This is a genomic window from Acaryochloris thomasi RCC1774 (assembly GCF_003231495.1).
GTDB lineage: Bacteria > Cyanobacteriota > Cyanobacteriia > Thermosynechococcales > Thermosynechococcaceae > RCC1774.
In genome coordinates this window covers 331,350-353,399 of the sequence record NZ_PQWO01000005.1, presented here as the reverse complement: position 1 = coordinate 353,399, position 22,050 = coordinate 331,350, and the positions used below count along the sequence as shown (strand labels likewise).

The 22,050-nt window shown below is 49.7% G+C and carries 17 protein-coding genes and 1 tRNA gene; 4 read left to right on the top strand and 14 right to left on the bottom strand.

Annotated features, from left to right (window positions below):
• Positions 1 to 84: 84 nt before the first annotated feature.
• The 4 genes from C1752_RS28070 to C1752_RS28395 form a co-directional block, all read right to left on the bottom strand.
• Complete coding sequence (locus C1752_RS28070) at positions 85 to 315, bottom strand: hypothetical protein (protein WP_146242326.1); 231 nt, start codon at positions 313 to 315, stop codon at positions 85 to 87.
• Between the two features lie 64 nt (positions 316 to 379).
• Positions 380 to 1,279 (bottom strand): methyl-accepting chemotaxis protein, encoded by a 900-nt coding sequence (locus tag C1752_RS11120; RefSeq protein ID WP_146242325.1) that lies wholly within the window; start codon positions 1,277 to 1,279, stop codon positions 380 to 382.
• Between the two features lie 259 nt (positions 1,280 to 1,538).
• Positions 1,539 to 2,612, bottom strand: coding sequence for a PstS family phosphate ABC transporter substrate-binding protein (locus C1752_RS11115; protein WP_110986127.1), 1,074 nt, complete (start codon positions 2,610 to 2,612; stop codon positions 1,539 to 1,541).
• A 259-nt stretch (positions 2,613 to 2,871) separates the two neighbouring features.
• A complete protein-coding gene (locus C1752_RS28395) occupies positions 2,872 to 3,048 on the bottom strand; it encodes a hypothetical protein (protein WP_158535066.1) in 177 nt (58 codons plus the stop codon).
• A gap of 114 nt (positions 3,049 to 3,162) precedes the next feature.
• On the opposite strand from C1752_RS28395, the gene C1752_RS11105 reads away from it, so the two are divergent.
• The gene (locus C1752_RS11105; RefSeq protein ID WP_146242324.1) at positions 3,163 to 5,571 is read left to right on the top strand and encodes a chemotaxis protein CheW; all 2,409 of its coding nucleotides are present in this window, start codon (positions 3,163 to 3,165) and stop codon (positions 5,569 to 5,571) included.
• A gap of 795 nt (positions 5,572 to 6,366) precedes the next feature.
• Here the strand turns inward: C1752_RS11105 and C1752_RS11100 are convergent.
• Entirely contained in the window at positions 6,367 to 7,314 is a 948-nt protein-coding gene (locus C1752_RS11100) for a nucleotidyltransferase family protein (RefSeq protein ID WP_110986124.1), read from the bottom strand.
• A 171-nt stretch (positions 7,315 to 7,485) separates the two neighbouring features.
• Here C1752_RS11100 and C1752_RS11095 point away from each other — a divergent pair, with 171 nt between their 5' ends.
• Together C1752_RS11095 and C1752_RS11090 are read left to right on the top strand one after the other, a co-directional pair.
• On the top strand, positions 7,486 to 8,868 hold the full coding sequence (locus C1752_RS11095) for an LCP family protein (RefSeq protein ID WP_233501525.1): 1,383 nt from the start codon (positions 7,486 to 7,488) through the stop codon (positions 8,866 to 8,868).
• Positions 8,869 to 8,992: 124 nt separating this feature from the next.
• A tRNA-Asn gene (locus C1752_RS11090) sits at positions 8,993 to 9,064 on the top strand.
• 34 nt (positions 9,065 to 9,098) lie between these two features.
• Here the strand turns inward: C1752_RS11090 and C1752_RS11085 are convergent.
• Complete coding sequence (locus tag C1752_RS11085; RefSeq protein ID WP_110986122.1) at positions 9,099 to 9,581, bottom strand: cytochrome b-245 chaperone 1/Eros family protein; 483 nt, start codon at positions 9,579 to 9,581, stop codon at positions 9,099 to 9,101.
• A gap of 339 nt (positions 9,582 to 9,920) precedes the next feature.
• On the opposite strand from C1752_RS11085, the gene C1752_RS11080 reads away from it, so the two are divergent.
• Positions 9,921 to 11,570, top strand: a complete 1,650-nt coding sequence (locus C1752_RS11080; protein ID WP_110986121.1) for a serine/threonine-protein kinase — start codon at positions 9,921 to 9,923, stop codon at positions 11,568 to 11,570.
• 1 nt (position 11,571) lies between these two features.
• On the opposite strand, the gene C1752_RS11075 is transcribed toward C1752_RS11080, so the two are convergent.
• The 8 genes from C1752_RS11075 to ppk2 form a co-directional block, all read right to left on the bottom strand.
• A complete protein-coding gene (locus C1752_RS11075) occupies positions 11,572 to 12,162 on the bottom strand; it encodes a Uma2 family endonuclease (protein ID WP_110986120.1) in 591 nt (196 codons plus the stop codon).
• A gap of 37 nt (positions 12,163 to 12,199) precedes the next feature.
• Positions 12,200 to 13,135 (bottom strand): homogentisate phytyltransferase, encoded by a 936-nt coding sequence (locus C1752_RS11070; protein ID WP_110986119.1) that lies wholly within the window; start codon positions 13,133 to 13,135, stop codon positions 12,200 to 12,202.
• Positions 13,132 to 13,971 (bottom strand): methyltransferase domain-containing protein, encoded by an 840-nt coding sequence (locus C1752_RS11065; RefSeq protein WP_110986118.1) that lies wholly within the window; start codon positions 13,969 to 13,971, stop codon positions 13,132 to 13,134. Before C1752_RS11065 ends, C1752_RS11070 begins: the two co-directional genes overlap by 4 nt.
• Before the next feature lie 115 nt (positions 13,972 to 14,086).
• Positions 14,087 to 15,508, bottom strand: a complete 1,422-nt coding sequence (gene glnA, locus C1752_RS11060) for a type I glutamate--ammonia ligase (RefSeq protein WP_110986117.1) — start codon at positions 15,506 to 15,508, stop codon at positions 14,087 to 14,089.
• Between the two features lie 265 nt (positions 15,509 to 15,773).
• The gene (locus tag C1752_RS11055) at positions 15,774 to 17,945 is read right to left on the bottom strand and encodes a glutamine synthetase III family protein (RefSeq protein ID WP_110986116.1); all 2,172 of its coding nucleotides are present in this window, start codon (positions 17,943 to 17,945) and stop codon (positions 15,774 to 15,776) included.
• 215 nt (positions 17,946 to 18,160) lie between these two features.
• On the bottom strand, positions 18,161 to 19,744 hold the full coding sequence (locus C1752_RS11050) for an ammonium transporter (protein ID WP_110986115.1): 1,584 nt from the start codon (positions 19,742 to 19,744) through the stop codon (positions 18,161 to 18,163).
• Entirely contained in the window at positions 19,745 to 20,800 is a 1,056-nt protein-coding gene (locus C1752_RS11045) for a potassium channel family protein (RefSeq protein ID WP_110986152.1), read from the bottom strand.
• Between the two features lie 144 nt (positions 20,801 to 20,944).
• A complete protein-coding gene (gene ppk2, locus C1752_RS11040; protein WP_110986114.1) occupies positions 20,945 to 21,826 on the bottom strand; it encodes a polyphosphate kinase 2 in 882 nt (293 codons plus the stop codon).
• Between the last annotated feature and the right edge of the window lie 224 nt (positions 21,827 to 22,050).

The following is a 22,050-nucleotide window of genomic DNA, read 5'->3' as shown; positions in this document are numbered from 1 at the left end:
ACACGCTGGTAGAGCAGAAGACACGGAAAACGATGGATGACGACGAGTCAACACTCGCATAAGCATAGGAGAACATACATCCCCTTATCGATAGAATATCCTTACCCGTTTAGGACTACCGGCGAATGTTCCAGGTATACAAAAACCTAGAGACAGCTCGCGATTAATCAACAAATGGGCATCCACAACAGTATTGGCAGGAATGATGGTTTTAGGTGAGATCGCATCCCAACCCGAACAGCGCAGCCTCTCAGAGTTAGCAAGGCTGGTTCTCAAAAGCTGATCCTTTGCCCCATGGCCACTGACCATTCTCATAGATCTAAATAATTCATCGCTTATTTTGCCAGCGTGTGAGCCACGAACAAAAAAGTAGGGCAGCCTATTGTCTGCTCTTCCCCCAGGTCTCTAGAGGCAATTCAACTCTTGCCGCAATCTTTTCGGTCCCAAGCTCAATTCCAGACTCCACAGCACTAATATCGGCTTTTATCTTCGAGACAACGGGGGTCACTTCTGTTGTCTTTTGAACGATATCACTCGTTAAAGATCGGAGCATCTCAGTCGTTAACAGCGAAGCTTCCAGGTCCACCGCTTTTTCTCGGCCTGATTTAATCAGAGCATTGATAGAAACTTGATTGACTTGTATCGCCAGATCATCGATAGAACTTATGATTTCAGAAATTCGATGCGTTCTGTCACCGATATGTTGAGCATTGCGTGTCACCTCTGCAAAGGTTGTTTGAATGTCAGAGAGATCACTTGCAGGATCATCAATAGACAACTGTTCGGTGAGCGGCTCACGAGAAGGCTGCATTGGGATGTGAGCTTTTTCAATATTGGCCGCTAATTCTCGCGCTGAGCCAGCAATTGCCAGAATACGACGGAGCCCCCCCGTTAGAACAACAGACTGATTTAGATCTGACGCTGTCCCTTTGATGGTGGACTGGCTGTCTTGATGCAGCTCCTGAAAATTCGCATCTTGCTCAATCTCAAACGGCTCTGCCTTAGATTCAGTAGGATGACTAATCTCTCCAGAGCGACTGTTGCGATTCACAACTTGAAGGAAGTGACCTGTGATCCCAGCCGCAATAGCTCCTGCCGACAAGGCTGTTAGGCCAGTTCCCATCAACATTTGCCCCAGTAGCCTGAGTTGCCTTTCTCTCAAAAATTCAGCTTCAGCTGGCCCCAATACCCCCACCCGCTTCACCTGGTTTGCCTGCTCCAAAATGGCGCGGTTTCCAACATAGAAACTGACAGTACCCACCATGAGTACAGGCAGCATACTCAATGTCATCGCGAGGACAATGCCTTTAGTCCTAAAATGCATCCCAAATTGCCGAACGGGAAAAAGTATTGACTGAAGCAATCTTTGAGTCATTTCCAGACCTTAAATACTTTTAGAGTTTGAACGCTCTTGAGATAAGAGAAAATCATTGTGTCAGGCGGGCGCTAATTCTAGAGGCTAATTTATACAAGCGATTCAAATATCCTCTAGACTACAAACAATTGCCAAGGTTCGAAGAATAGATGAGAGTCTGTATTCACCGAAGAGAGACAAACCCTGCCTGGGAAAGTAATGCCTGCCCTTGCCGTGTGAGTAAAAAATTAACGTAGGCTTCACCGGCTTGCTGTTCGACCTGTCCATTCTCCTTAACAATGACGTACAGATAGCGTGTGATCGGATATTGGCCCGTCTGCAAGGCACTTAGATTAATCCGAGGACGAGGATTAGGGCATTCTCCAACTGAGCCTTGAGGACCAACGTAGGGTGCGACAAACCGTCCAGGCTGACGCCCCAAGGGCAAAAGCTTGACGGAACACTGCGGCACCAAGACCGATGCAGAAGCATAGTAGAGTCCGCCTGGAGACCCAGCTAAACGACGCAGTGCTTCAGTCGTTGTCGGCACGGCCTCAAAGTTCATCATTTTGGTCGGACGGCTGTAGAGTCCCCCCACCGGGAAATCCATCAAATGCGTCGCATTCTGAAAGCGCCAAAAGGGAAGAACTTCCAGGTCAGGCCCCCCGACTTGCTTCCAGTTTTTCACCTGACCGCTATAGATTAACTGCAGTTGGTTAAGGGTTAATCCTGGCAGATTGAGGCGAGGATGAACAGCGAGAGCAACACCATCAATTGCCACAGGAATTTGTTTCAATGTAATACCCTGTCGCTTTGCGGCTTCATACTCTGCACTCATCAAAGGACGTGCTGATTGCGCAAAGCTTAACTGTCCCGACAGCAGCATCCGAATGCCCTGGCTTGAGCTAGAGGGATAATCTCTAGGTTCGACATAGCGAAGCTGGAACTCTAATCGCTCTGCTTGAATTGATGAATCAACGACCAGTCGAATCGGCGCCCAAGCCGTACTGCCACCATATTTAAACGAGCCCGTTGGGACCGACGGTACTTGCGTAAAACGGTGAGGATATGAGGATTTGGCACCCATGAGCTGAACTTTTGCAGGCCGCACAAACCGACTAAACCCACTACCAATAAGCACAGCCGCCCAAATCAACACAAAGACTAAAATAAGACTGCCGCCGACGGAGCTAGGCGCACTCAGTTTTTCAAGCGATGCTTGAGCCAATCTGGGACGACGGGGTGGCGAAGATTGCATAGCAGTTAAGCCACAATAAAATAGACGATCGCGATCAGTGACAACGATATACCTCGAAAAATCTCACGAGCGCCGTTGTGCTTCTACTCTTTTATAGAAGTCTCAACAAGCGGGATGAAATTCTTAGCTAAAAGCTATACCGCAAGTTCAACATAATAATTGATTCATATATCGTCCTAAACAGAGAATTCTTAACATAAATTCACGATCAGAAATTGGCGTCTGTTTGACTATTTGATAAATCAGCAGGAGTGTGAAGTTACACAAGGCACTTGGCATAAAGTCGCAGGGTGAGATCGCGCAAAGCTTTTCCAATAGTCGCTTTGAGGTAGAGACGCTTCAAGGGCATTGGAATTTGCTGTCGACGGCCCCGTTGGCTATACAGCGATGGTGCATTAATCACATAGCAATCTGTGTTTTGTAGAAGAAAAGTCATTCGTTCATCTTGAAAGGACTCCTGAGGTAGAAAAATACCTTGGCGGATGCTATAAGGAGCTTGTTTAATCAATACAAGCCTGGTGAGGAAGTTCCAAAACTCCTCAAGTGGATCATGATTACCGACTCTGAAAAGCGAGACCTCGTCTACAAAACCTTCCTTGTCAACGCCTCCGAGCGGCTGGATGAGATTGAGCGTAATCTTAGCCATCTCAAAGACGATCCCAATTCAGATCGAATCAATCACCTGATACAGCTCACCTATGGTGTGGGCGGGACAGCAGAGAGTCTTGAATTTCCAACAGTTTCAGTTGTTGCCCATCTGCTTGAAGAAAACTTTAAAAAATTACTGAACCCACGAGTTGTCGTTGACTCAGAGTTAGAGTCACTTCTGCTGCAAGGGTATGAATGTTTGAAGTTGCCTCTACAGGCAGAAACAACGCCAATTCAGCTAGATGAACCTGAGATCCTCAAGTGGATTATCACTATTTTTGCTCAACTTCATCTGAAGCTAGAAAGTTTCGGTGACCGTCGTCAGATAAGCCGATTGGAAGAGAGTATTGATGAAATTGCAGATTATTGCTTGCCGGGGACCGATGTAACCCAAGCTATCTTCGAGACATGGATTGGTCAACGACTCGCGAATCTAGCCTTCACGTTGGCTCATGCGGATACAGCAGCCGTAGCAGCCTACCTGCGTGAACAATGCAGCGTCTTCATTGATCTATCGATACAGCTAAATCTAGAGGGGTTCGGAGAAATTGCGAAGACAGCTGTATCCGCCTTAGATCTTCATCCAGAGAAGGCTACAACCATCGCTCAGATAGCATTAGCAGATTTTCTCAGCGGACAAATACTCATCTTGTCTGGTGATCGCACGCATGGTGGTCAACCGTCAGAAAAACTCAAACAGCTTTCAGCTAGCAAGTACCCGTCTGCTCGGACTCCCCAGCTACCTGGTTTTGTGGCGCATCAGGGAGAACTCGGTCTGCGATCAACTCCGAAAAATGCCTTGAACGCAGAGATTCACGTTGATGATCAACGGCTGACAGCAGTTAGCCAGCTCGTCAATGATGTATTCATCAATCTCACCCAACAAACTGTAGCGAATCGCAAGATTCAGCATTATGCTCAAAGTTTTCAAAAAAAGCTACTGCACTTGCAGGAAACGGTCATTGCATCTCAGCCAGTCTCTAGCGCGAGCCCGCAAAGCTTGAGCCAGTCCATGACCAATGAACTCAGATACATTGAATACTTTTCAAAACAACTTTTGGACCTCCACTTACAAGCTGAGCAGCCCCTGCAAAAGCAGCATCACCATCTAGAGCAAATACAGCAACATCTGTTTCAACTTCGTACGTTATCTTTAGATGCACTTTTCAATCGCTTACCTCTGTTCATAGAAAAGTGGGCAGAAGCCTCAGGCAAAGAAGTAGAAGTCCATTATCAGAATCATCAAGTACGCATCAATAGAGAGATTAGTGGAAGCCTCAATCACCTTATTTTGTCTTTGATTTACATGTCACTGCTGCAGGGAATTGAAGATCCAGACACGCGTCACCGCCTCAGTAAAGCCAAAAAAGGTCAGATACAGATTCAGGCTGATCAGCAAAAAGACCGCATCATGATTAGCATTGGCCATGATGGACAAGGCTTGAATTTTGAACAGATTCGCGAACAGTCAGTCCTGCTTCGTTTGCAGTCAACTGAACAAGCAGCCCGTTTATCTAAACAGCAACTTTTAGACCTGCTATTGCAGGCGAAATCTTATTCACACCGCTGGAACTACGCTCGTATTGGCTTAGGCGTTGGGTTTAAGTACTTACAGGCACGCCTAGGTGAGCTGAAGGGTTCACTCACCATTCATTCAACATCTCATGACGGCACGTCATTTGTGATAACTCTCCCCAATCAACAACAGGCAATATGCGAGATAGAGTCTAGTCATCACACTACGTCGTCTTCACACCAACCCACGCAGTTTGAGGATACTGCCGTTCCATTAACTTCAAAGTTTACACCTCTCAACAGCCCTGACCGCTCAGCTGTCGAGGTAGAAAAAAATTTTCCAAACACGCTCAAGACAAATAACTTCTTTATCTGGCTATCCAATTCAGTTGTCTTTGCCTTACCCTACGACAACATCTTGGGATGTGTAATTCCTCGCCTCGATCAACTCTTTCAATCCAAGCAGCAGCAATTCTTGCCTTGGCAAGGGCAGATGGTTCCTTTCTACAACCTATCTGAGCTGCTCAATTCTACCTGCAGGCTGCCCGAAACTTTAAGTCAGGATAAGAGTGATACAGCCTTAACCTTAGTTGTTCAGCAAGGTCTGAAGCGATTTGCCATTACGTCAATGATCAAGCATCTCATCATAAAATCTGAGATGAGAATTAATCCCCTCAGTGATGCAGTTAAGCTTCCTAGATCGGTGCGCGGGTGTACGATTTTAGACGACAGTCACATTGCATTTGTCGTTGATGTGGCAGATCTAATGCGACAGACGCTTGATATTCATCATTAGGCCCCAATTTCTTATATCGCTTGGAACTTATCAGTCAGTCTCCTATTTTTTTTGCACTAAATCCTGTGACCTATTTAAAATTTTTTGACTGAGATTGGTGAGTCACTTTATTAGTTGAAATACGTTTTTAAAGCTCAACCAAATCATCTTTACTAGCTTCGGCGGTGTTGAATTTCAGTTGTTTAAAATTCAACAGACATCTGCAGGAACACGTCAGTTTTTTATGAGTTCCATTATCCATCAGTATTGGAACAGTTGCGAACCTCCTGATCCTGAACGAAAATCAGTCTACTTAAATCAGAAAGATAGTCATTCTACTTTATTTGGATGATTGTTTAATGATGGCGTTGATGATTTTGGGCGAGAGAATATCCCATACTTTATCGCTTACCATTTACAATCGGAAATCAATATCCGCCAGCTCAGTTTAATTTTCAATATTTTGGAGAAAGGGCCATTATCCCTGATCTCACGTCAGCACATCCCCAAAACCTTAGATTGCGTTCATATTCCAGCATCTTGTCACTATAGACCCGCTTTCCTTGGTATTAGAATGTCTCCGGGAAAGCGTGATTTTTACTTTGGGTTGTTAGTGCGGGGAGAATTACTGAATCTTCTCAATTCAAGCCAATTTTCAAAAGCAGAGCACTTTTCCACAGAAAGTTGCGACCCGGGCACCCCAGAGTCAGGATTTAAATTTTATTCAATAGGAATCCAATTGGAGTTGAGATTGAAGTGGTGAACTGATTTTGCTTCCTTGGCTCGCTCTCCGTTGGGTTCGTGACTCAATCGCCACTATATCGCTAATGTTCCTGGCGCATAGAATCCCGCCGAGAGCGTGCGGTCAATAAGAGAATATGCACCCACGACAGTATTCGCAGGGATAACGGTATTGGGGCCGAGGCGGGTGCGATCGCAAATCAAACAAGGCCCCGTTAGCTTCACCTCAGGATCCACCGTCGCTGAATTTGCCACCCAGACATTAGGGGACTGTTCGGTGGCAAACTCAGACAAAGCATAGGGCATCTTGCCCGTCAGCATATCAATTTGCCCCTGCACGTACTTTGCAGGCGTCCCTAAATCCATCCAATAGCCGTCCCAGGTAAAGCCCGTCACCCGCTGCTGCTGCGTCAGCAAATCAGGGAATACCGTTCGCTCAAAGCTCAACGGTTGGTTATCAGGATACTGGGAAAAAATTTCCGGCTCCAGAATATAGGTGCCCGCATTCACCGTATCGATTCCGAGCTGGGCCGCTTCCTCCGCCGTTGGCTTTTCTCGAAACGCAACCACCGAGCCATCCTCAGATAGCTCCACCAGACCAAATGCCGTGGGATCTTCGACCCGCGTGAGCGTGATCGTTGCCTTGGCCTGCGTTTGCTTATGGGCCTCAATCAACGCCCCTAAATCTAAATCTGTCAGAATATCCGCGTTAAAGACAATCAGGGAATCCCCAGTATAGTGAGGCTCTGCCAGCTTCATCGCCCCCGCCGTATCCAAGGCTGTTTCCTCAATCACATAGCGAATTTTGACCCCAAAGGCTTCACCATCTCCGAAATAGTCCTGAATTTGCTCTGCCTGATAGCGAATATTCATCAGGATATCCGTAATGCCCGCCTGCTGACAGCGCTCCACCATCCAGCTGAGGAAGGGGCGGTCCAAAATAGGCAGCATCGGTTTCGGGGAGCCAAAGGTGAGCGGCTGCAGTCGAGTCCCTTTTCCACCAGCAATGATGACAGCTTGCATGTATCTACGTCCTGTATAGATTGCGTTTCGGAATCTAACGACTTACTTGTCGTATTGACTTAATTGTGTAGGATCATACCGTCATCTTCCAGGGAACTGGAAGTATTCAGTCACGTCACCACAATAGGCACCGCCCCAACGATCAACGGCGGTCAAGGAGTCATCACAGCGATGGGGTCTAATTCATCCAGTTCGGGCCAGAGAAAGCCACGACCACAGGGCGCAGCACCCGCTCGCATGGGCACAACCATGCGGCTACTCACCTGGGGTCTAACCTTTACCTTTGTCACCAGCCTGTCCGCCGGTATTGGAGCCACTATTGCATTAGTCACGCCCCTCCGATTTATTCCAGGCTTATCTAACGATGGCGCCGTCCCCATTGCCGATTTATTCCGGTCTGGTCTGCAATATGGCCTATCGCGCCCCGTCAATGTCCTGGTCATGGGCGTTGATCTCAATCTTGAAGACGAAGAAGAAGACGGCTCCCTTGATCCCTTCAAAAGCCGCAGCGACACCATGCTGCTTGCCCGCATCGACCCCAAAGCCAAGAGCGTGAGCCTGCTGTCCATTCCCCGCGATACCCGCGTCAGAATTCCCGATGTGGGCATTGATAAAATTAATGCCGCTAATTACTATGGCGGTGCCGAACTCGCAAGCGAAGTGGTAAGTGAGACCCTCAATGAGGTCACGATCGATCGGCACGTGCGGGTGAGTACGGGCGCTTTTCGAGAACTCGTCGATGTCGTGGGCGGCGTGGAAGTATTTGTGCCTCACCGCATGGTCTATGAAGACAAGACCCAGGGATTGAGCATTGACTTAGAGCCAGGGCTGCAAACCTTAGATGGCGATCAAGCCGAAGGCTTCACGCGCTTTCGCAACGATAATTTAGGTGATATTGGACGCGCTCAGCGACAGCAGGTCTTAGTCAAAGCGCTGCAGAAGCAATTAGCCAACCCCGTTACTTTGACAAAACTGCCCCAACTGCTTGAGGTAGTGAAAAAGAATGTAGATACGAACCTGAGCGTAGGAGAGATGCTAGCGCTGATGCAGTTTGGACTACAGCTCAAGCCAGAACAACTCAAAATGGTCCTGCTTCCTGGTCGCTTCAGCCAGCCAGAGGAGTACGAATACAGCTACTGGATTATGAGCAACAACGGTCGAAATCGGATTATGGAGTCCTATTTCGATATCCTGCCCGATCCAGATGCTTACCAAGCGGATGAAATCGAGCGATCCTTTGTGGACAGCGTAAAGATCTCCATTCAAAATGCATCGGGCGACCCTGAGGGCGGCGCTAAAATGCTTGAATACCTAAATGAGCAGGGATTCTACCGCGTGTATCTTGCGGATGAATGGCCACAGGTTTTAAAAACGACGCAGGTTATCCCCCAGTGGGGCGACTTGGAGGCGGCTAAGTATGTGCAGCCTTTAGTAGAAGAAAGTGAGCTGGCCGTCAACTCCACCGGAGATCTGCGCTCAGATCTGACCATTCGCGTGGGTAAGAGCTGGCTGTCGTCAAGCCAATCACAGCCCGTCGAGCCATCTGACTTTTAGGCTGAGAGCGTCACAGGAAGCGGCTTCGTCCCCAAAATGAGCGAAGGACACTAAAGTTTTTTGCCTTTGATGGCCCTAATATCTTGCCAAAGGGTGCTAGTTATCGTTAGGATAAGATTCGCTATCCTCAGTAGCTCAGTGGTAGAGCGGTCGACTGTTAATCGATTGGTCGTAGGTTCGAATCCTACCTGGGGAGTTTAGTAGTAACCATTGAGCTGTTTGCAATTTTTCTACCGCGTCGCAACGGCAGCGGAGAGAGAATTTTGCTTGAGGCTTAAAAAGTGTTGGATATGCTGGGCAAGGTGCTGCTGGGCAGCTCTGTCAGTGCTAGCTGAGCGGGTCAATGCAATCGTCTGGCCTGAGGACAACACGAGACTGACTCGAAAAAACTGAGTTCCCATCACCGTATACGGCTCCACCATTACGTCAGCAATCTGGGCGATATTTTGCTGCTGAATGCGGTGACTAAACCATCGCTGTCGTCGCAGTGTAATCAGGCGAGTTGTTTTATCAAAGATACAGGTTTCAGTGGGGCTGAGCGTGGCCACTAGAGCTGCGATCGCAATACAAACTCCGCCAAACAAATCAACAGGAGACTCAAAAGACATAACGATAAAAAAACCCGTTGCCGCAGTCCCTAACCCCAAAATCCAGATTCCCAGCAGTTTTTCCTGTAAAACTAAAGTATCGGATGTTTTTTGAATGATTTTCATAGCGCTCCTAAGGAGGATAAGGCAAGTCTGCTCTTGACCTTAGTATTGACACCGAAGAGAGTGAGGTTAACGTGTGTCCCCGTTTTTAGACGTTCAATTTAGAAACGAAGGAATCTCTGACTACAATTGAAATAGAAGCCTTGCAGCTCATTGCGCAACGTAGTCGGCCACCCTTTCACGGCGCTATACACCCATTTGCAATGGATAAAGTGAGCACAATAGCAAGGCTAGTCTCAACGAAATCTAGTAAGCATGCTTGTGATCCAGTAAAAACAGGGAAGAATAAAGAGTAGGAAGCAGCTCCCTGTAATTTTTGATTGACCCCGCGAGATATTTTGAATGAGCTACTGCTTGAATCCGGCCTGTACTAATCCCAACAATCCCAACGAGAATGTAGACTGTCAGGCTTGTGGCTCTCAGTTACTGCTGCGAGATCGCTACCGATCAAGCCGCATTCTAGGCAGAGGGGGATTTGCGACCACGTTTCTAGCCATCGATGAAAGTCTGCCAGGGGAGCCGACCTGCGTGATCAAGCAGCTCAGACCTGTGTTGACGGCTGAGCATATTTTAGAAATGTCGCGGGAACTGTTTCAGCGAGAAGCTGCCACCCTCGGAAAAATTGGCAATCACCCCCAACTTCCTCGCCTGCTGGACTACTTTGAACTCAAGAATGACTTCTATCTCGTGCAGGAGTACGTGAGTGGTGCGACACTGCAGCAAGATGTGCGGCGATCGGGTGCCTTCGATGAAGCTCGGGCAAAGCAGGTGTTGCTTGAGGTATTGCCCCTCTTAGATTACCTACACCAGCAACAGGTCATTCATCGAGACGTGAAGCCCGCCAACGTCATTCAGCGCTCCCTCGACAGCAAGTATGTTTTGATTGATTTTGGAGCGGTGAAGGACCAAGTGAGCCAAACTGCGATGCTGGGAAGTGATCCAGATGAGGCGTTTACTACCTTTGCGGTGGGCACTCCTGGCTTTGCTCCGCCAGAGCAGATGGCAATGCGCCCCGTCTACGCCAGCGATATCTATAGTTTGGGCGTCACCTGTCTCTATCTGCTCACGGGCAAGTCACCCAAAGATTTGAACTATAACCCGACAACGGGAGAACTAGACTGGCAGAACCTGGTAAACATCAGTCCTGCATTTGAGAAAGTCTTAACCACAATGATGGCAACCTCTCTACGTGATCGCTATCAATCAGCCAAGCACGTCCTACAGGCGTTGGAGCAGCTAAATCAGCCGACACACTCGCCACTTGCCCCCTATCAAACGGCACCTTCAACCCCCTCTTCTGGCCTCCAAAGAACACCCCCACCGTTGACGACGCCTCGATCGCAGATCAGCTCTCGTCAAGAGAGTGCGGCTGCCAGAAGACAGAAGTCGTCTCCTACCTCTCGGATTGCATCTCGAATTCGTGCCCAGAACCAGCGCTTGGGCGATCCGCTAGATGAGTCTGTCGGATCGCTATCCCGTGGACACAATCGCGCGGGTTCGTTCACTGCGGGCCAACCTCGTTCAGAGGTTACCGCTGCTCGCTCGAAGCAGGCAAAGGTTACGCCGAAGGGACTGCTGCATGCCTACAGTCGGGGGAGTCGAGATTTTAGCGGCCGTGATTTAAGAGATCTTGATCTACGTAAAGCCATCCTCCCGGAAATTAATTTCCATGAGGCAAAGCTGCAGGGAGTTAATTTTAAGGGTACTGAGCTGCACAAGGCCAATTTTGGGCGAGCAACTTTGACCAATGCCAAGTTTACAGATGCCAACCTGAGCGAAGCCTACCTCAGCTATGCCGATTTAGAGGGGGCTGATCTGCGAGGCGCCAACCTCATTGATGCCCACCTCACCAATGCCAATTTGCGCGGGGCCAATCTTTGCGGGGCAAACTTGACGGGGGCTTCCGTGTCTGTGTCTCAGCTTGCCTTTGCTCAGGTGAACTGGCTAACGGTAATGCCTAACGGCAAGCGCGGCAAGAAGGGACTACGGTAAGTCAATTCCCCGCGTTCAGAACTTTTGCCGCCGTTAGACTCAGTTCTGAGAATGTTAGAGAAGCAATCTTGTTATTCCCAGTGAAACCTTGAAACTGATACGCACCATCTATCAAATTGCCCACCTTGACCAGCGCTAGATCGGGGTCAATAATCCAGTACTCAAGAATGCCGATCTCCGCATATTCAACGGGCTTTTCAAGATAATCTCGATCGTGCGATCGCTTGTCTTCCTTGCTATTAGAAACCACCTCCACCACTAGCAAGGAGGGAGGCGATCCGGCTCTAAGGAGTTTTCCATCCGCCACAATTGCTGCATCCGACTGATCGCTATGGACAATCAAATCCGGCTGCCGTGCAGTGGCCTTCGTCGAACTCACGCCAATCTGATGCCCGATGGCTAAACGAGAATAGGGAAAGTCCATTTCTTGAAGGAAGTAGGCCAGCAGGAAGACAGCAATTTTTACATTGAACGGATTTTCAGCACCCATTTCGGCTAACATTCCATCCACTAACTCGTAGCGAGTATTGGTGCCGTCGTCATAGAGCAGATACTCCTCAAGGCTCATGCGTTTCTGCGTGGCGACAGTCATGGGGGCCTCTCCATTTTTTCACCTGGGTAGCTCTATTTTATCCTCCCCAGAAGCAGGCTAGGGGGAACAAGATATATTCGGCAAAAAAAAGCTTCCAGATCAGCTGATAAAACTGACGGACTGTGTTTTGCTCTCGCAAATTTACGTTCTTGCTGGATCGCCATAGGATGAGCAGCAGCCCTATGTGGGAGACGCCAATTAAAAGTGCGGGATAGAGAGAAAGTATCAAGCTGGCGGCGATAATCATGCCGCTGTAGCAAAAGATGATGGTAGCTAGGGCAAGCTTGAAAACGGTCTGACTGCCCAGACGGACGGTGAGGGTACGAATGCGAAACTTGAGATCGCCTTCTAAGTCAGGGATATCTTTAAAAATTGCGATCGCAAAGGTATATACAACAATAAACGCCGTCAGCATCCACACCTGCGGTGGCACCACACCGGCCTCCCCGGTCCAGCGCTGATGAAAATGCCAAAACAGGCCCAGATTCACGATCACACCCCGCACCCCAAAAATGCAGAGAGCAGCCCAAAAGGCAAACCGCTTGAGACGAATAGGCGGCAGTGAGTAGGCTGTCCCAATCGCTAAACTAGCAGCGACCATTCCCAACAAGTACGGTCCCTGGAAACCGGCAAGCAGCAGCGCCAGCAGGCCCGCGATAGAGACAATGCCAACCCCCTCACGCTGGGAAAACGCACCAGAAGCGAGCGGTAGATTGGGCTTATTGATCCGATCAATGCCGACATCCGTGAGCTGGTTCAGGCCAACGATGTATACATTGCCACATAGGCAAGGAATCCAGGCTCCAATAATTAGCGGTAGCCATTGCCCTAGAGTCTCTAAAAACCCTTGAGAGAGAGACAACACGGATAGGGTAATGAGCGCGAGTCCCCAAACGCTCAGAGAGGTTCCAATAATGGTGTGAGGCCGCGAAAACTTCCAAAGAGCAGCCAGCCACTGACGCATCTGCTTCATTCTTTAGTGCCGCACAGCAGGCCAAACCGGACGATGCCCCGCCGGTAGCCCTGGGACATATAGCGCATGGCGAGCGCCCCCTGCAGCGTTCCCCAACCCGCCTTGAGGATGCCCCAGATCACTTTGGGATTTAAAGAAGAGCGGATCACTTCACCCCAAAAGGGAGCCACAGCATCAGACCAGTCGGTGGTGCGAACGTTTTTGAGCGGGAGTTGAGTTGCGATCGCAGCGTATTCCGGCAGCGAAACAATATAGGGCAGGTGATAGACCTTATAAATTTTGTTCAATAAAGCCTGCTCTTGAGGCTCAAGAGGCTTCGCCTCAATCGAACGGTGGCACCAAGTCGCCATCAGCAGCGTTCCACCCGGCTTCAGAACCCGGTAACATTCCTGCAAAAACTTGGGTTTCTCTGGCATGTGCTCACCACTCTCTAGCGTCCAGACCAGATCAAAAGACTCATCGTCAAAAGGCATGTGAAGGGCATCCGCCACTTTGAACGTTGCCGGAAGATTAGCTTCTTCCGCCCGTTCAGTCGCACGTCCAGCCTGCACAGGACTGAGAGTAATTCCCGTCACACTCGCCTGAAATTTCTCAGCGAGATAGAGCGTACTGCCCCCAATCCCACAGCCTACATCTAAAATTTGCTGGGCTTCTTGGACCTGTCCCCACTGCAGCAGCTCCTCAATCAGATCGATCTGCGCTTGGCGACGTTCCGTCGTTCGCTTCCCCTCCAAGCCATAAAACCCATGATGCATATGCTCGCCCCATACGCCTTCCCAGAGCAGTGAGGAGGCATCATAGAACTGGCGAATATTTTCAGAAAGAGTTGCGGTCATTTAAAGTTTTCCGGGGTAAGCCATGCTCTTGATTTTGACATCCTGGCCTTCTTCTTGCATAAAAATAGCTGCCCGCGAAGGCAGCTATCACTAAATTAGGGCAAAACAGAGCACCCTAACAGTCGTAGTAAAGCGCCACCTCATAGGGGTGAGGCCGCAAACGCATAGGATTCACTTCATTATCTAGCTTGTACTCAATCCAATTTTCGATAAAATCTGCGGTAAACACACCAGAATCCGTTAAGAAAGAATGATCGTCCCGCAGAGCTTCTAGCGCATCTAACAGAGAACCTGGCGTAGACGGAATCTTTGCCAGCTCCTCAGGGCTGAGATCGTAGATATCGACATCCAGCGAACTACCGGGATCGATCTGATTCTTAATCCCATCAATCCCAGCACAGAGCATTGCCGCAAAAGCAAGATAAGGGTTACAGGTGGCATCCGGGCAGCGGAACTCCATCCGCTTAGCCTTAGGATTGGGACCAGAGAGCGGAATTCGAATCGAAGCCGATCGGTTGCCCTGCGAATAAGCAAGATTCACCGGAGCCTCAAAACCAGGCACCAAACGCTTGTAGGAGTTGGTCGTGGGGTTTGTGAGCGCCAACAGAGCCGGAGCATGCTTGAGCAAGCCACCGATATAGTGCAGTGCCATCTGGCTTAAGTTAGCGTAGCCATCACCCCAAAACAGCGGATTCCCATCTCGCCAGATGGACTGGTGAGTGTGCATCCCAGAGCCATTGTCGTTAAAGAGCGGCTTGGGCATAAAGGTGGCAGACTTACCATGCTTCATGGCGACATTCTTGACGCAGTACTTATAGGTCATCAAGAAATCAGCCGCCTGAATGATCGGAGCGAACTTGATACCTAGCTCACACTGACCGCCGGTTGCGACCTCATGGTGATGCTTCTCAATCGGCACCCCGCACTTCGCCATCGTCAGCAGCATTTCCGTGCGAATATCCTGCAGGGTATCGGTGGGCGCTACGGGGAAATAGCCTTCCTTATAGCGAGGCTTGTAGCCAAGGTTTCCACCCTCTTCAACCTTGCCACTATTCCAGCGGCCCTCTTTGGTGTCTACATAGTAGTAACTAGAATTTTCAGTCTGATCGAATCGAACATCTTCAAAGATGAAAAATTCTGCTTCTGGCCCGAAGAAGGCTGTATCACCAATACCCGAGGCAGAAAGATAGTCGAGAGCCTTCTGGGCAATAGAGCGCGGGCAACGCGAATAGGGTTCTCCCGTGCGCGGCTCTTGGATGCTGCAGATCATACTCAGCGTTGGCTCTTCCATGAACGGGTCGATCCAGGCCGTGTTGGGATCAGGCACCATGGCCATATCTGATTCGTTAATCGCTTTCCAGCCGCGAATGCTGGAGCCATCAAAGGCGACGCCGCTGGTGAAGCTGTCCGCATCAATCTGATCTTGATACAGCGTCAAGTGCTGCCAGATACCTGGCATATCGATGAACTTCAGATCAACAACTTGAATATTGTCGTTGCTAATCCAGTTCAGGATGTCTTGGGCAGTTTTAGCCATGGATGAATTGCTCCTTAAGATACAGACGACCCATTGCTTCTCAAACCAGAATAAGGTTTTGGGCTACGCACTCAGCACATTTGACCCCGTAAAAGCCTCGAATCTTAACCAAGAATTCAGGTTCACCTATCGAGGTGCAACAGTGAAGACATGTCTAACCAGGAAGATAACGGCCAGACTTTGCCAAACAGCAGCAAGCACCGCACGCCGACAAAAAGGGGCACCTGCTTCCAGATACCCCCTCAACAGATTGAGATAGAACGCGTTACTTAATGAACAGCATCTCTTGATACTTGGGTAACGGCCACAGCTCGTCTGCGACTTCACCTTCTAGGGAATCTGCATAGCCTCGAACTTCATCCATCAAAGAACGAATCGTCTGAGCAAAGTACTGCATATGCTCTTCCATCGAGGAAAATTCCTCTTTATCCAGGGCATCCTCTAGCTTTTGGGTTGATTCACTCAATCCGTTGACTAGACTTGCAACTTTTTTGGCAATGGAATAGTTAAACTCAATCCCCATTTCCTTCAGACTAGAGGCGGTTGCCGACAGGTCTGAGATGTACTTGACGGCTGCCGGATAGATTTGAGTTTTGGCGATATCGACCACCAAGTTAGCTTCCACCTCCACTGAGAGCACATACTGTTCGGAATAGACCTCAAAGCGGCTCTCTAGCTCAACGGGCGAGAGAACACCTGTTTTTTCAAACAGCTCTTCAATATACTTCTCCTTAAGAACAGGCAGTGCATCAGCAGTGGTGGGGAGATTGGCAAGACCTCGCTCTTCAACAGCCATCTTGTGCCATTCTTCGGAGTAGCCATTGCCGCCGAACACAACACCACCATGCTCATCCATAATTTCTTTGAGGATGCCATACACTGACGCTTTAAGGTCAGCACCTGACGAGACTTGGCTCTCAAGTTTATTCGCGATCCAGTCTAGAGAGTCAGCCAAAATAGTGTTCATGGCAATCAGTGGCCCCGAAACAGACTGACTGGAGCCTACTGCACGGAATTCAAAACGGTTGCCGGTGAAGGCAAAGGGCGACGTTCTGTTTCTATCACCAGAATCCTTCATGAAGGTGGGGACCGACTCTACCCCTAGATCCATGAGGTCACCGGGTTTGCATCCGGTCACGTCGCACTTCTGAATCTGCTCATAGACATCTTCGAGCTGAGACCCTAAATAGACAGAGATGATGGCCGGTGGCGCTTCATTTGCACCTAGTCTGTGATCGTTGCTAGCAGTCGCAATCACGGCTCGCATCAAAGGGCCATACTTATGGACACCGCGAATAATCGCACCACAGAACGTCAAAAACTGAAGATTCTCGTGGGGCTGATCGCCCGGATCAAGCAAGTTGCCTTGGGTTGCATTACTGACGGACCAGTTAACGTGCTTTCCTGAACCGTTGATGCCCGCGAAGGGCTTTTCGTGCAGGAGACAGACGAAACCGTGGCGCTTCGCGGTATTCCGCAGGATGGTCATAATCAGCTGCTGATGGTCGGCAGCAGCATCAGCAGCTTCAAAAATTGGCGCAATCTCAAACTGTCCAGGTGCCACTTCGTTGTGCCGGGTCTTGGCCGGAATGCCCAGACGATACATGCTGCGTTCAACTTCCTGCATGAACACCTGCACCCGCTCCGGGATCGCTCCGAAGTAGTGGTCATCGAACTGCTGACCCTTTGCCGGTGGCTTCCCAAACAGGGTACGGCCAGCCAAGAGTAAATCAGAGCGAGTGTTGGCAAAGGCTGTATCTACTAAGAAGTATTCCTGTTCTGCTCCGCAGCTAGAGTTAACGCGGCTAACCTCATTACAACCGAGCAGCTTCAAAACCTTGGTTGCAGACTTATTCATAGCGCTGATGGAGCGCAGCAGTGGAATTTTTTTATCGAGGGCTTCGCCGGTCCAAGAGACGAAGACGGTGGGAATACAGAGGGTAACGCCATTATCGGTTTCCATGACGTAGGCGGGGCTGGTGACATCCCAAGCCGTGTAGCCTCTGGCCTCAAAGGTGGAGCGGATCCCGCCGTTAGGGAATGAAGATCCGTCCGGCTCTCCTTTAATGAGTGTTTTGCCTGAGAATTCTGAGATGACGGTGCCGTCACTCTGCACCGATATAAAGCCGTCGTGCTTTTCTGCTGTGCCGTTAGTCATGGGGTAGAAGACATGGGCATAGTAGAGTGCGCCTTTCGAGAGCGCCCAGTCTTTCATGGCCGATGCGACAACATCAGCGGCGGCAGGGTCGAGTTTGGCGTCAGATAGAATTGTTTCTTTCAGAGACTTGAAGACACTTTTGGGAAGGCAAGCCTGCATCTTGCTCAAGCTGAATACATCTGTGGCCCACAGATCTTGTAGAGATTCTGGGGGCTTTACCGGGACAGGGTCTCTGTGGGTAACTTGATAAATCGCTTGGGTTCTAGGCTCGTATCCCATGAAATTGGTTCCTTTCAGATTCAGATCAGGTGTGAGGTCTGTAAATCGTACAGGGTTGTGATCTGCAGAAATGTAAAATTTGTAACCGTATAATTTTGGGCGCGGTGGGGGCTTCGGTCAGAATAAAGATAGGTTCGAAGTGCAGGAGTTGCGATCGCAACCTCATTCAAACGCATGTTGAGTAAAGATTTCGGTTCTACTTAATCCGCATTCAATTATGGACGCGGGGTATCTTTTGAGCCTGTATGGAGTTGTGCATCCGTCAAAGCAGGATTAAGCTCAGCTAGCGCCTGTTCTCGCTGGTGGACCGCTGCCACAAGCTGCTGCAAAACGCGGGCAAGGGTTCCAAGTTCGTCGTTGCGATCGCACATCCCATCGAGTTCCAAAGCCTCAGGATCAAACCGATTATTCTCAATCACTGCTGCTGCCGCCGCTGTCAGGGTATAAATTTGCTCTAACGTATCGATATTATCGTCATGGTTACGAGCCAAGGAATCCATCACCTGGTTATAGCGAGTGGCGATATGCCCCACCTCTGTAAACGGTTCGACGGGAACTCGAAGGCTCAGATCAGAGGTTTTGGCCTGATAATCCATCACCTGAAACAAATCATAGGTATCGGTTTTGGCCCGATGTTCTGAGATGTTTAATCCCATGACTTCTTCTTCTTCCGTGACCCGTAGCGGGAAGAAATGATTGACTGCTTTTAAGATCAACCACGGGAGTCCGAAGGCCCAAGCAAAGCAGACTCCCACGCCCAGTAGCTGTATTGATAGCTGACTGATTCGGTTGACGTTTTCTAGCTGACCAAAGAGAGCAACGCACAGAGTTCCCCAAGCGCCCGCACCGCCGTGGACGGCGACGGCATCGACGGCATCATCGATTTGCGATCGCATCAACCCATAAGAGACCAGTAAAGCCACAGAAGCCCCAGTACTGCCCACAACAAAGGCTAAGGGGGTAGAAACCACATCGCAGCAAGCCGTCACCGCCACCAACCCCGCCAGCATTCCATTGATCAGCGGCTCCACCTCCAGCAGACGATGCTGTATCCAGCTTAGGATGGCTGCTGTAATCATCCCAGCAACCCCCGCCAAGATGGTGTTGAGGATAATTCCGGGCACCTGATCATTGAGCGCTAACGTACTGCCGCCATTAAACCCAATCCAGCCAAACCACAGCAGCAAAGCACCCAGCATCGAAAACGGCAGATTTGAACCCTGAATTTTATTAGGTTTACCCTCAGCGGAGAAGCGACCTTGGCGTGCCCCAACAATAGTAAGCGTCGCTAGGCTGACCCAAGCGCCCACGCTATGCACCACGGTAGAACCGGCAAAGTCAATAAAGCCGAGATTGCCTAGCCAACCGCCAGAATTATCCTCCAGGAGACTATTCCAAGCCCAGTGGCCAAAGAGAGGATAGATCAGTCCTGACACTAAAATTACAATGATCACGTAGGCCGAAAACTTCAAACGTTCCGCCACGGCTCCCGAAATGATCGTCGTGGCCGTGCCGCAGAACATGGCCTGAAAAAGGAAGAAGGCCACAAACTTGGCATTCACCCCGGTGGAAGGGAAAAAGTGAGATCCGCCCATCCAGCCCCACTGCGAGGCCCCAAACATGAGTGCGAAGCCAAACATCCAAAACAAAGCGACCGAAAGCCCGAAGTCGGCCATGTTTTTGACGACAACGTTGATGCTATTTTTTGATCGCGTCAGGCCCGACTCGACGCACATAAACCCCGCCTGCATCAGAAAGACTAAGCCAGTACAGAGTAGAACCCAGAGCAGATCAACCATCTAGACTGGGCCTCCTTGATAGCTCAGCTCACTCTGATACTGATAGCGGTGGGCAAATTTTGCGATCGCGCCTTCATGCCCCAAGAGAACCAAAACATCTCCGACATTGAGTGATAAAGAAACACCGGGACGATTGATGGTTTCCCCGTCTAGCTGCCGCAGCGCCACCACAATGAAAGCTCCCTTGGCCCGGACCTCGACCTCTCCGATAGTTCGCCCCAGAAGGCGAGAGTTTTTCTTGACCTCTAGTTCCTCCATCTGCAGGTCAATCTGAGTCAGCAGCTCATTCAAAGCCGTCCGCTCATTATTCTGGGCCAAAACATCTAAAGCGGTGGGTTGTGTAATCAGATTCGCGATTCGATGACCGCTGACGCTGGAGGGTAGCACCACATGATCGGCTCCCGCCAAACGCAGCTTTTTCTCTGTAGTGATCGATTCGCCCCTCGCCAGAATCAACAATTCCGGGTTGAGTTCATGGGCCGTCAAGGTGATGAAGACGTTCGTGGCGTCGTCCGGTAGCACCGTCGCTAAAAATTTGGCCCGCTCAATCCCCACATCTTGCAAGCAAGCTTCATCACTGGCGCTACCGGTATGGACAAGATATCCCCGAGTCTCTGCCATCGCCACCCGTTCTGGGTTGTTATCCAGCACAATAAACGCCTGTTTCGCCTCGTCAAGCTGCTGTGCAAGGACTCGACCAATCCGTCCAAAGCCGCAAACAATGACGTGATCATTAAGTTTGGCAATGGTTCGAGACTTGCGTTGGGTATCAAAGGCTCGATTGAGTTCACCTTCAGTCACCATTTGCACGAAGCCTCCCACAATGTAGATAACAGACGATGTACCAGCAACAATCACGAAAATGGTGAAGATACGCTCGGCGGTTGTATCTAGGGGTTCAACTTCTCCATAGCCCACCCCAAAGATAGTAATCACGACCATATAGACCGCATCTGAGAACGTCCAGCCCAAGGCAATGTAGCCGATCACGGCGACGATGATCGTGAGCGCAAATAATGCGATCCCAGTCCAAATGCGTTGGAAGGCTCTGTGAATCAATGACTCTTTACCGCAATGAACTATGAGTTAGGGGCTGCCCTGGCCTCGACATTGAAAATGAGTGAGCAGCAACAACTGTACAGTCTCGCTGTAGATCAATATTGTGTGCGTTGCTTCATAGTGACAGTCAAAATGTGACCATCAAAACTTACTAGGAACGAAGCTTTGCATCGACATCGGCGGTCGAACGTAGTCTATTGCCTCTTGCCGAGGCGGTAGCTTAATAGGTTCGGGCGTCAAATCTTCATAAGGCACCATGCTCAGAAAATGCGTAATGCAGTTCAGCCGGGCCCGTTTTTTATCATCAGCCTCTACAACATTCCAGGGCGAACGCGTTGTATCCGTGGCTCCAAACATATCGTCTTTAGCCTTGGAATATTCCACCCAGCGGGCGCGGGCTTCTAGATCCATGGGGCTGAGTTTCCAACGCTTAGTGGGATCTTTGAGACGCTCTTTAAAGCGCTTCTCCTGCTCCTCGTTGCTGACGGAGAACCAGTACTTAATCAAAATGATCCCGGAGCGCTGCAGCATATGCTCAAACTCTGGGCAGGAACGCAGAAATTCAACGTACTCAGGATGGGTACAGAATCCCATCACTCGTTCAACCCCGGCCCGGTTATACCAACTGCGATCAAAGAGCACAATCTCTCCGGCTGCGGGCAGATGGGCAACGTAGCGCTGAAAGTACCACTGGGTTTTCTCGCGTTCGGTAGGGGTCCCTAAAGCTGCCACTTTGCAAATACGAGGATTGAGGCATTCGGTGATGCGCTTGATCGCGCCTCCTTTTCCGGCAGCATCGCGGCCTTCAAAGAGAACGACAACTTTTAAGCCTTTGTGTTTGACCCATGCCTGGAGCTTGACTAGCTCAATCTGCAGACGCTTCAGCTCTTCTGCATAGATATCTTTTTTGAGCTTCTTCGGAGGCTTACTTTTGTTTGTGCTCGTGGCTTTTTTCTCAGCAGCGGGTGCTTTGCCGTTAGCCAAGCTTTTCGGCAGTTTTTCTTGAGCCTTGTTTTTAGCCATCGTGCTTAGGGCGCAACTGTACTATTTAGGATAAGCGTCAATCTTAATAGAAACCGTTACGTTAACAACGCTTTAAGGGCTGATGAATAGTTTTTGCATTGAGAAGGGAGTATGGGATGCGATCGCAAACGCTCTCCAATCCTCCGTGAGTCAGATGGGAATCCCATACCTAGCCTGCTTGATCTAAGCTGTAGGCCCTATCAATTCTGAATGTCCCCCTAATC

Bases quoted from the DNA above. Each gene is read 5' to 3' on its own strand.
- glnA (WP_110986117.1), bottom strand. From the start codon at position 15,508: ATGGCTAAAACTGCCCAAGACATCCTGAACTGGATTAGCAACGACAAT.
- C1752_RS11100 (WP_110986124.1), bottom strand. From the start codon at position 7,314: ATGCAAGCTGTCATCATTGCTGGTGGAAAAGGGACTCGACTGCAGCCG.
- C1752_RS11080 (WP_110986121.1), top strand. From the start codon at position 9,921: ATGAGCTACTGCTTGAATCCGGCCTGTACTAATCCCAACAATCCCAAC.
- ppk2 (WP_110986114.1), bottom strand. From the start codon at position 21,826: ATGGCTAAAAACAAGGCTCAAGAAAAACTGCCGAAAAGCTTGGCTAAC.
- C1752_RS11105 (WP_146242324.1), top strand. From the start codon at position 3,163: ATGATTACCGACTCTGAAAAGCGAGACCTCGTCTACAAAACCTTCCTT.
- C1752_RS11070 (WP_110986119.1), bottom strand. From the start codon at position 13,135: ATGAAGCAGATGCGTCAGTGGCTGGCTGCTCTTTGGAAGTTTTCGCGG.
- C1752_RS11065 (WP_110986118.1), bottom strand. From the start codon at position 13,971: ATGACCGCAACTCTTTCTGAAAATATTCGCCAGTTCTATGATGCCTCC.
- C1752_RS11050 (WP_110986115.1), bottom strand. From the start codon at position 19,744: ATGGTTGATCTGCTCTGGGTTCTACTCTGTACTGGCTTAGTCTTTCTG.
- C1752_RS11120 (WP_146242325.1), bottom strand. From the start codon at position 1,279: ATGCTGCCTGTACTCATGGTGGGTACTGTCAGTTTCTATGTTGGAAAC.
- C1752_RS11055 (WP_110986116.1), bottom strand. From the start codon at position 17,945: ATGGGATACGAGCCTAGAACCCAAGCGATTTATCAAGTTACCCACAGA.
- C1752_RS11095 (WP_233501525.1), top strand. From the start codon at position 7,486: ATGGGGTCTAATTCATCCAGTTCGGGCCAGAGAAAGCCACGACCACAG.
- C1752_RS11115 (WP_110986127.1), bottom strand. From the start codon at position 2,612: ATGCAATCTTCGCCACCCCGTCGTCCCAGATTGGCTCAAGCATCGCTT.
- C1752_RS11085 (WP_110986122.1), bottom strand. From the start codon at position 9,581: ATGAAAATCATTCAAAAAACATCCGATACTTTAGTTTTACAGGAAAAA.
- C1752_RS28395 (WP_158535066.1), bottom strand. From the start codon at position 3,048: ATGACTTTTCTTCTACAAAACACAGATTGCTATGTGATTAATGCACCA.
- C1752_RS28070 (WP_146242326.1), bottom strand. From the start codon at position 315: ATGAGAATGGTCAGTGGCCATGGGGCAAAGGATCAGCTTTTGAGAACC.
- C1752_RS11075 (WP_110986120.1), bottom strand. From the start codon at position 12,162: ATGACTGTCGCCACGCAGAAACGCATGAGCCTTGAGGAGTATCTGCTC.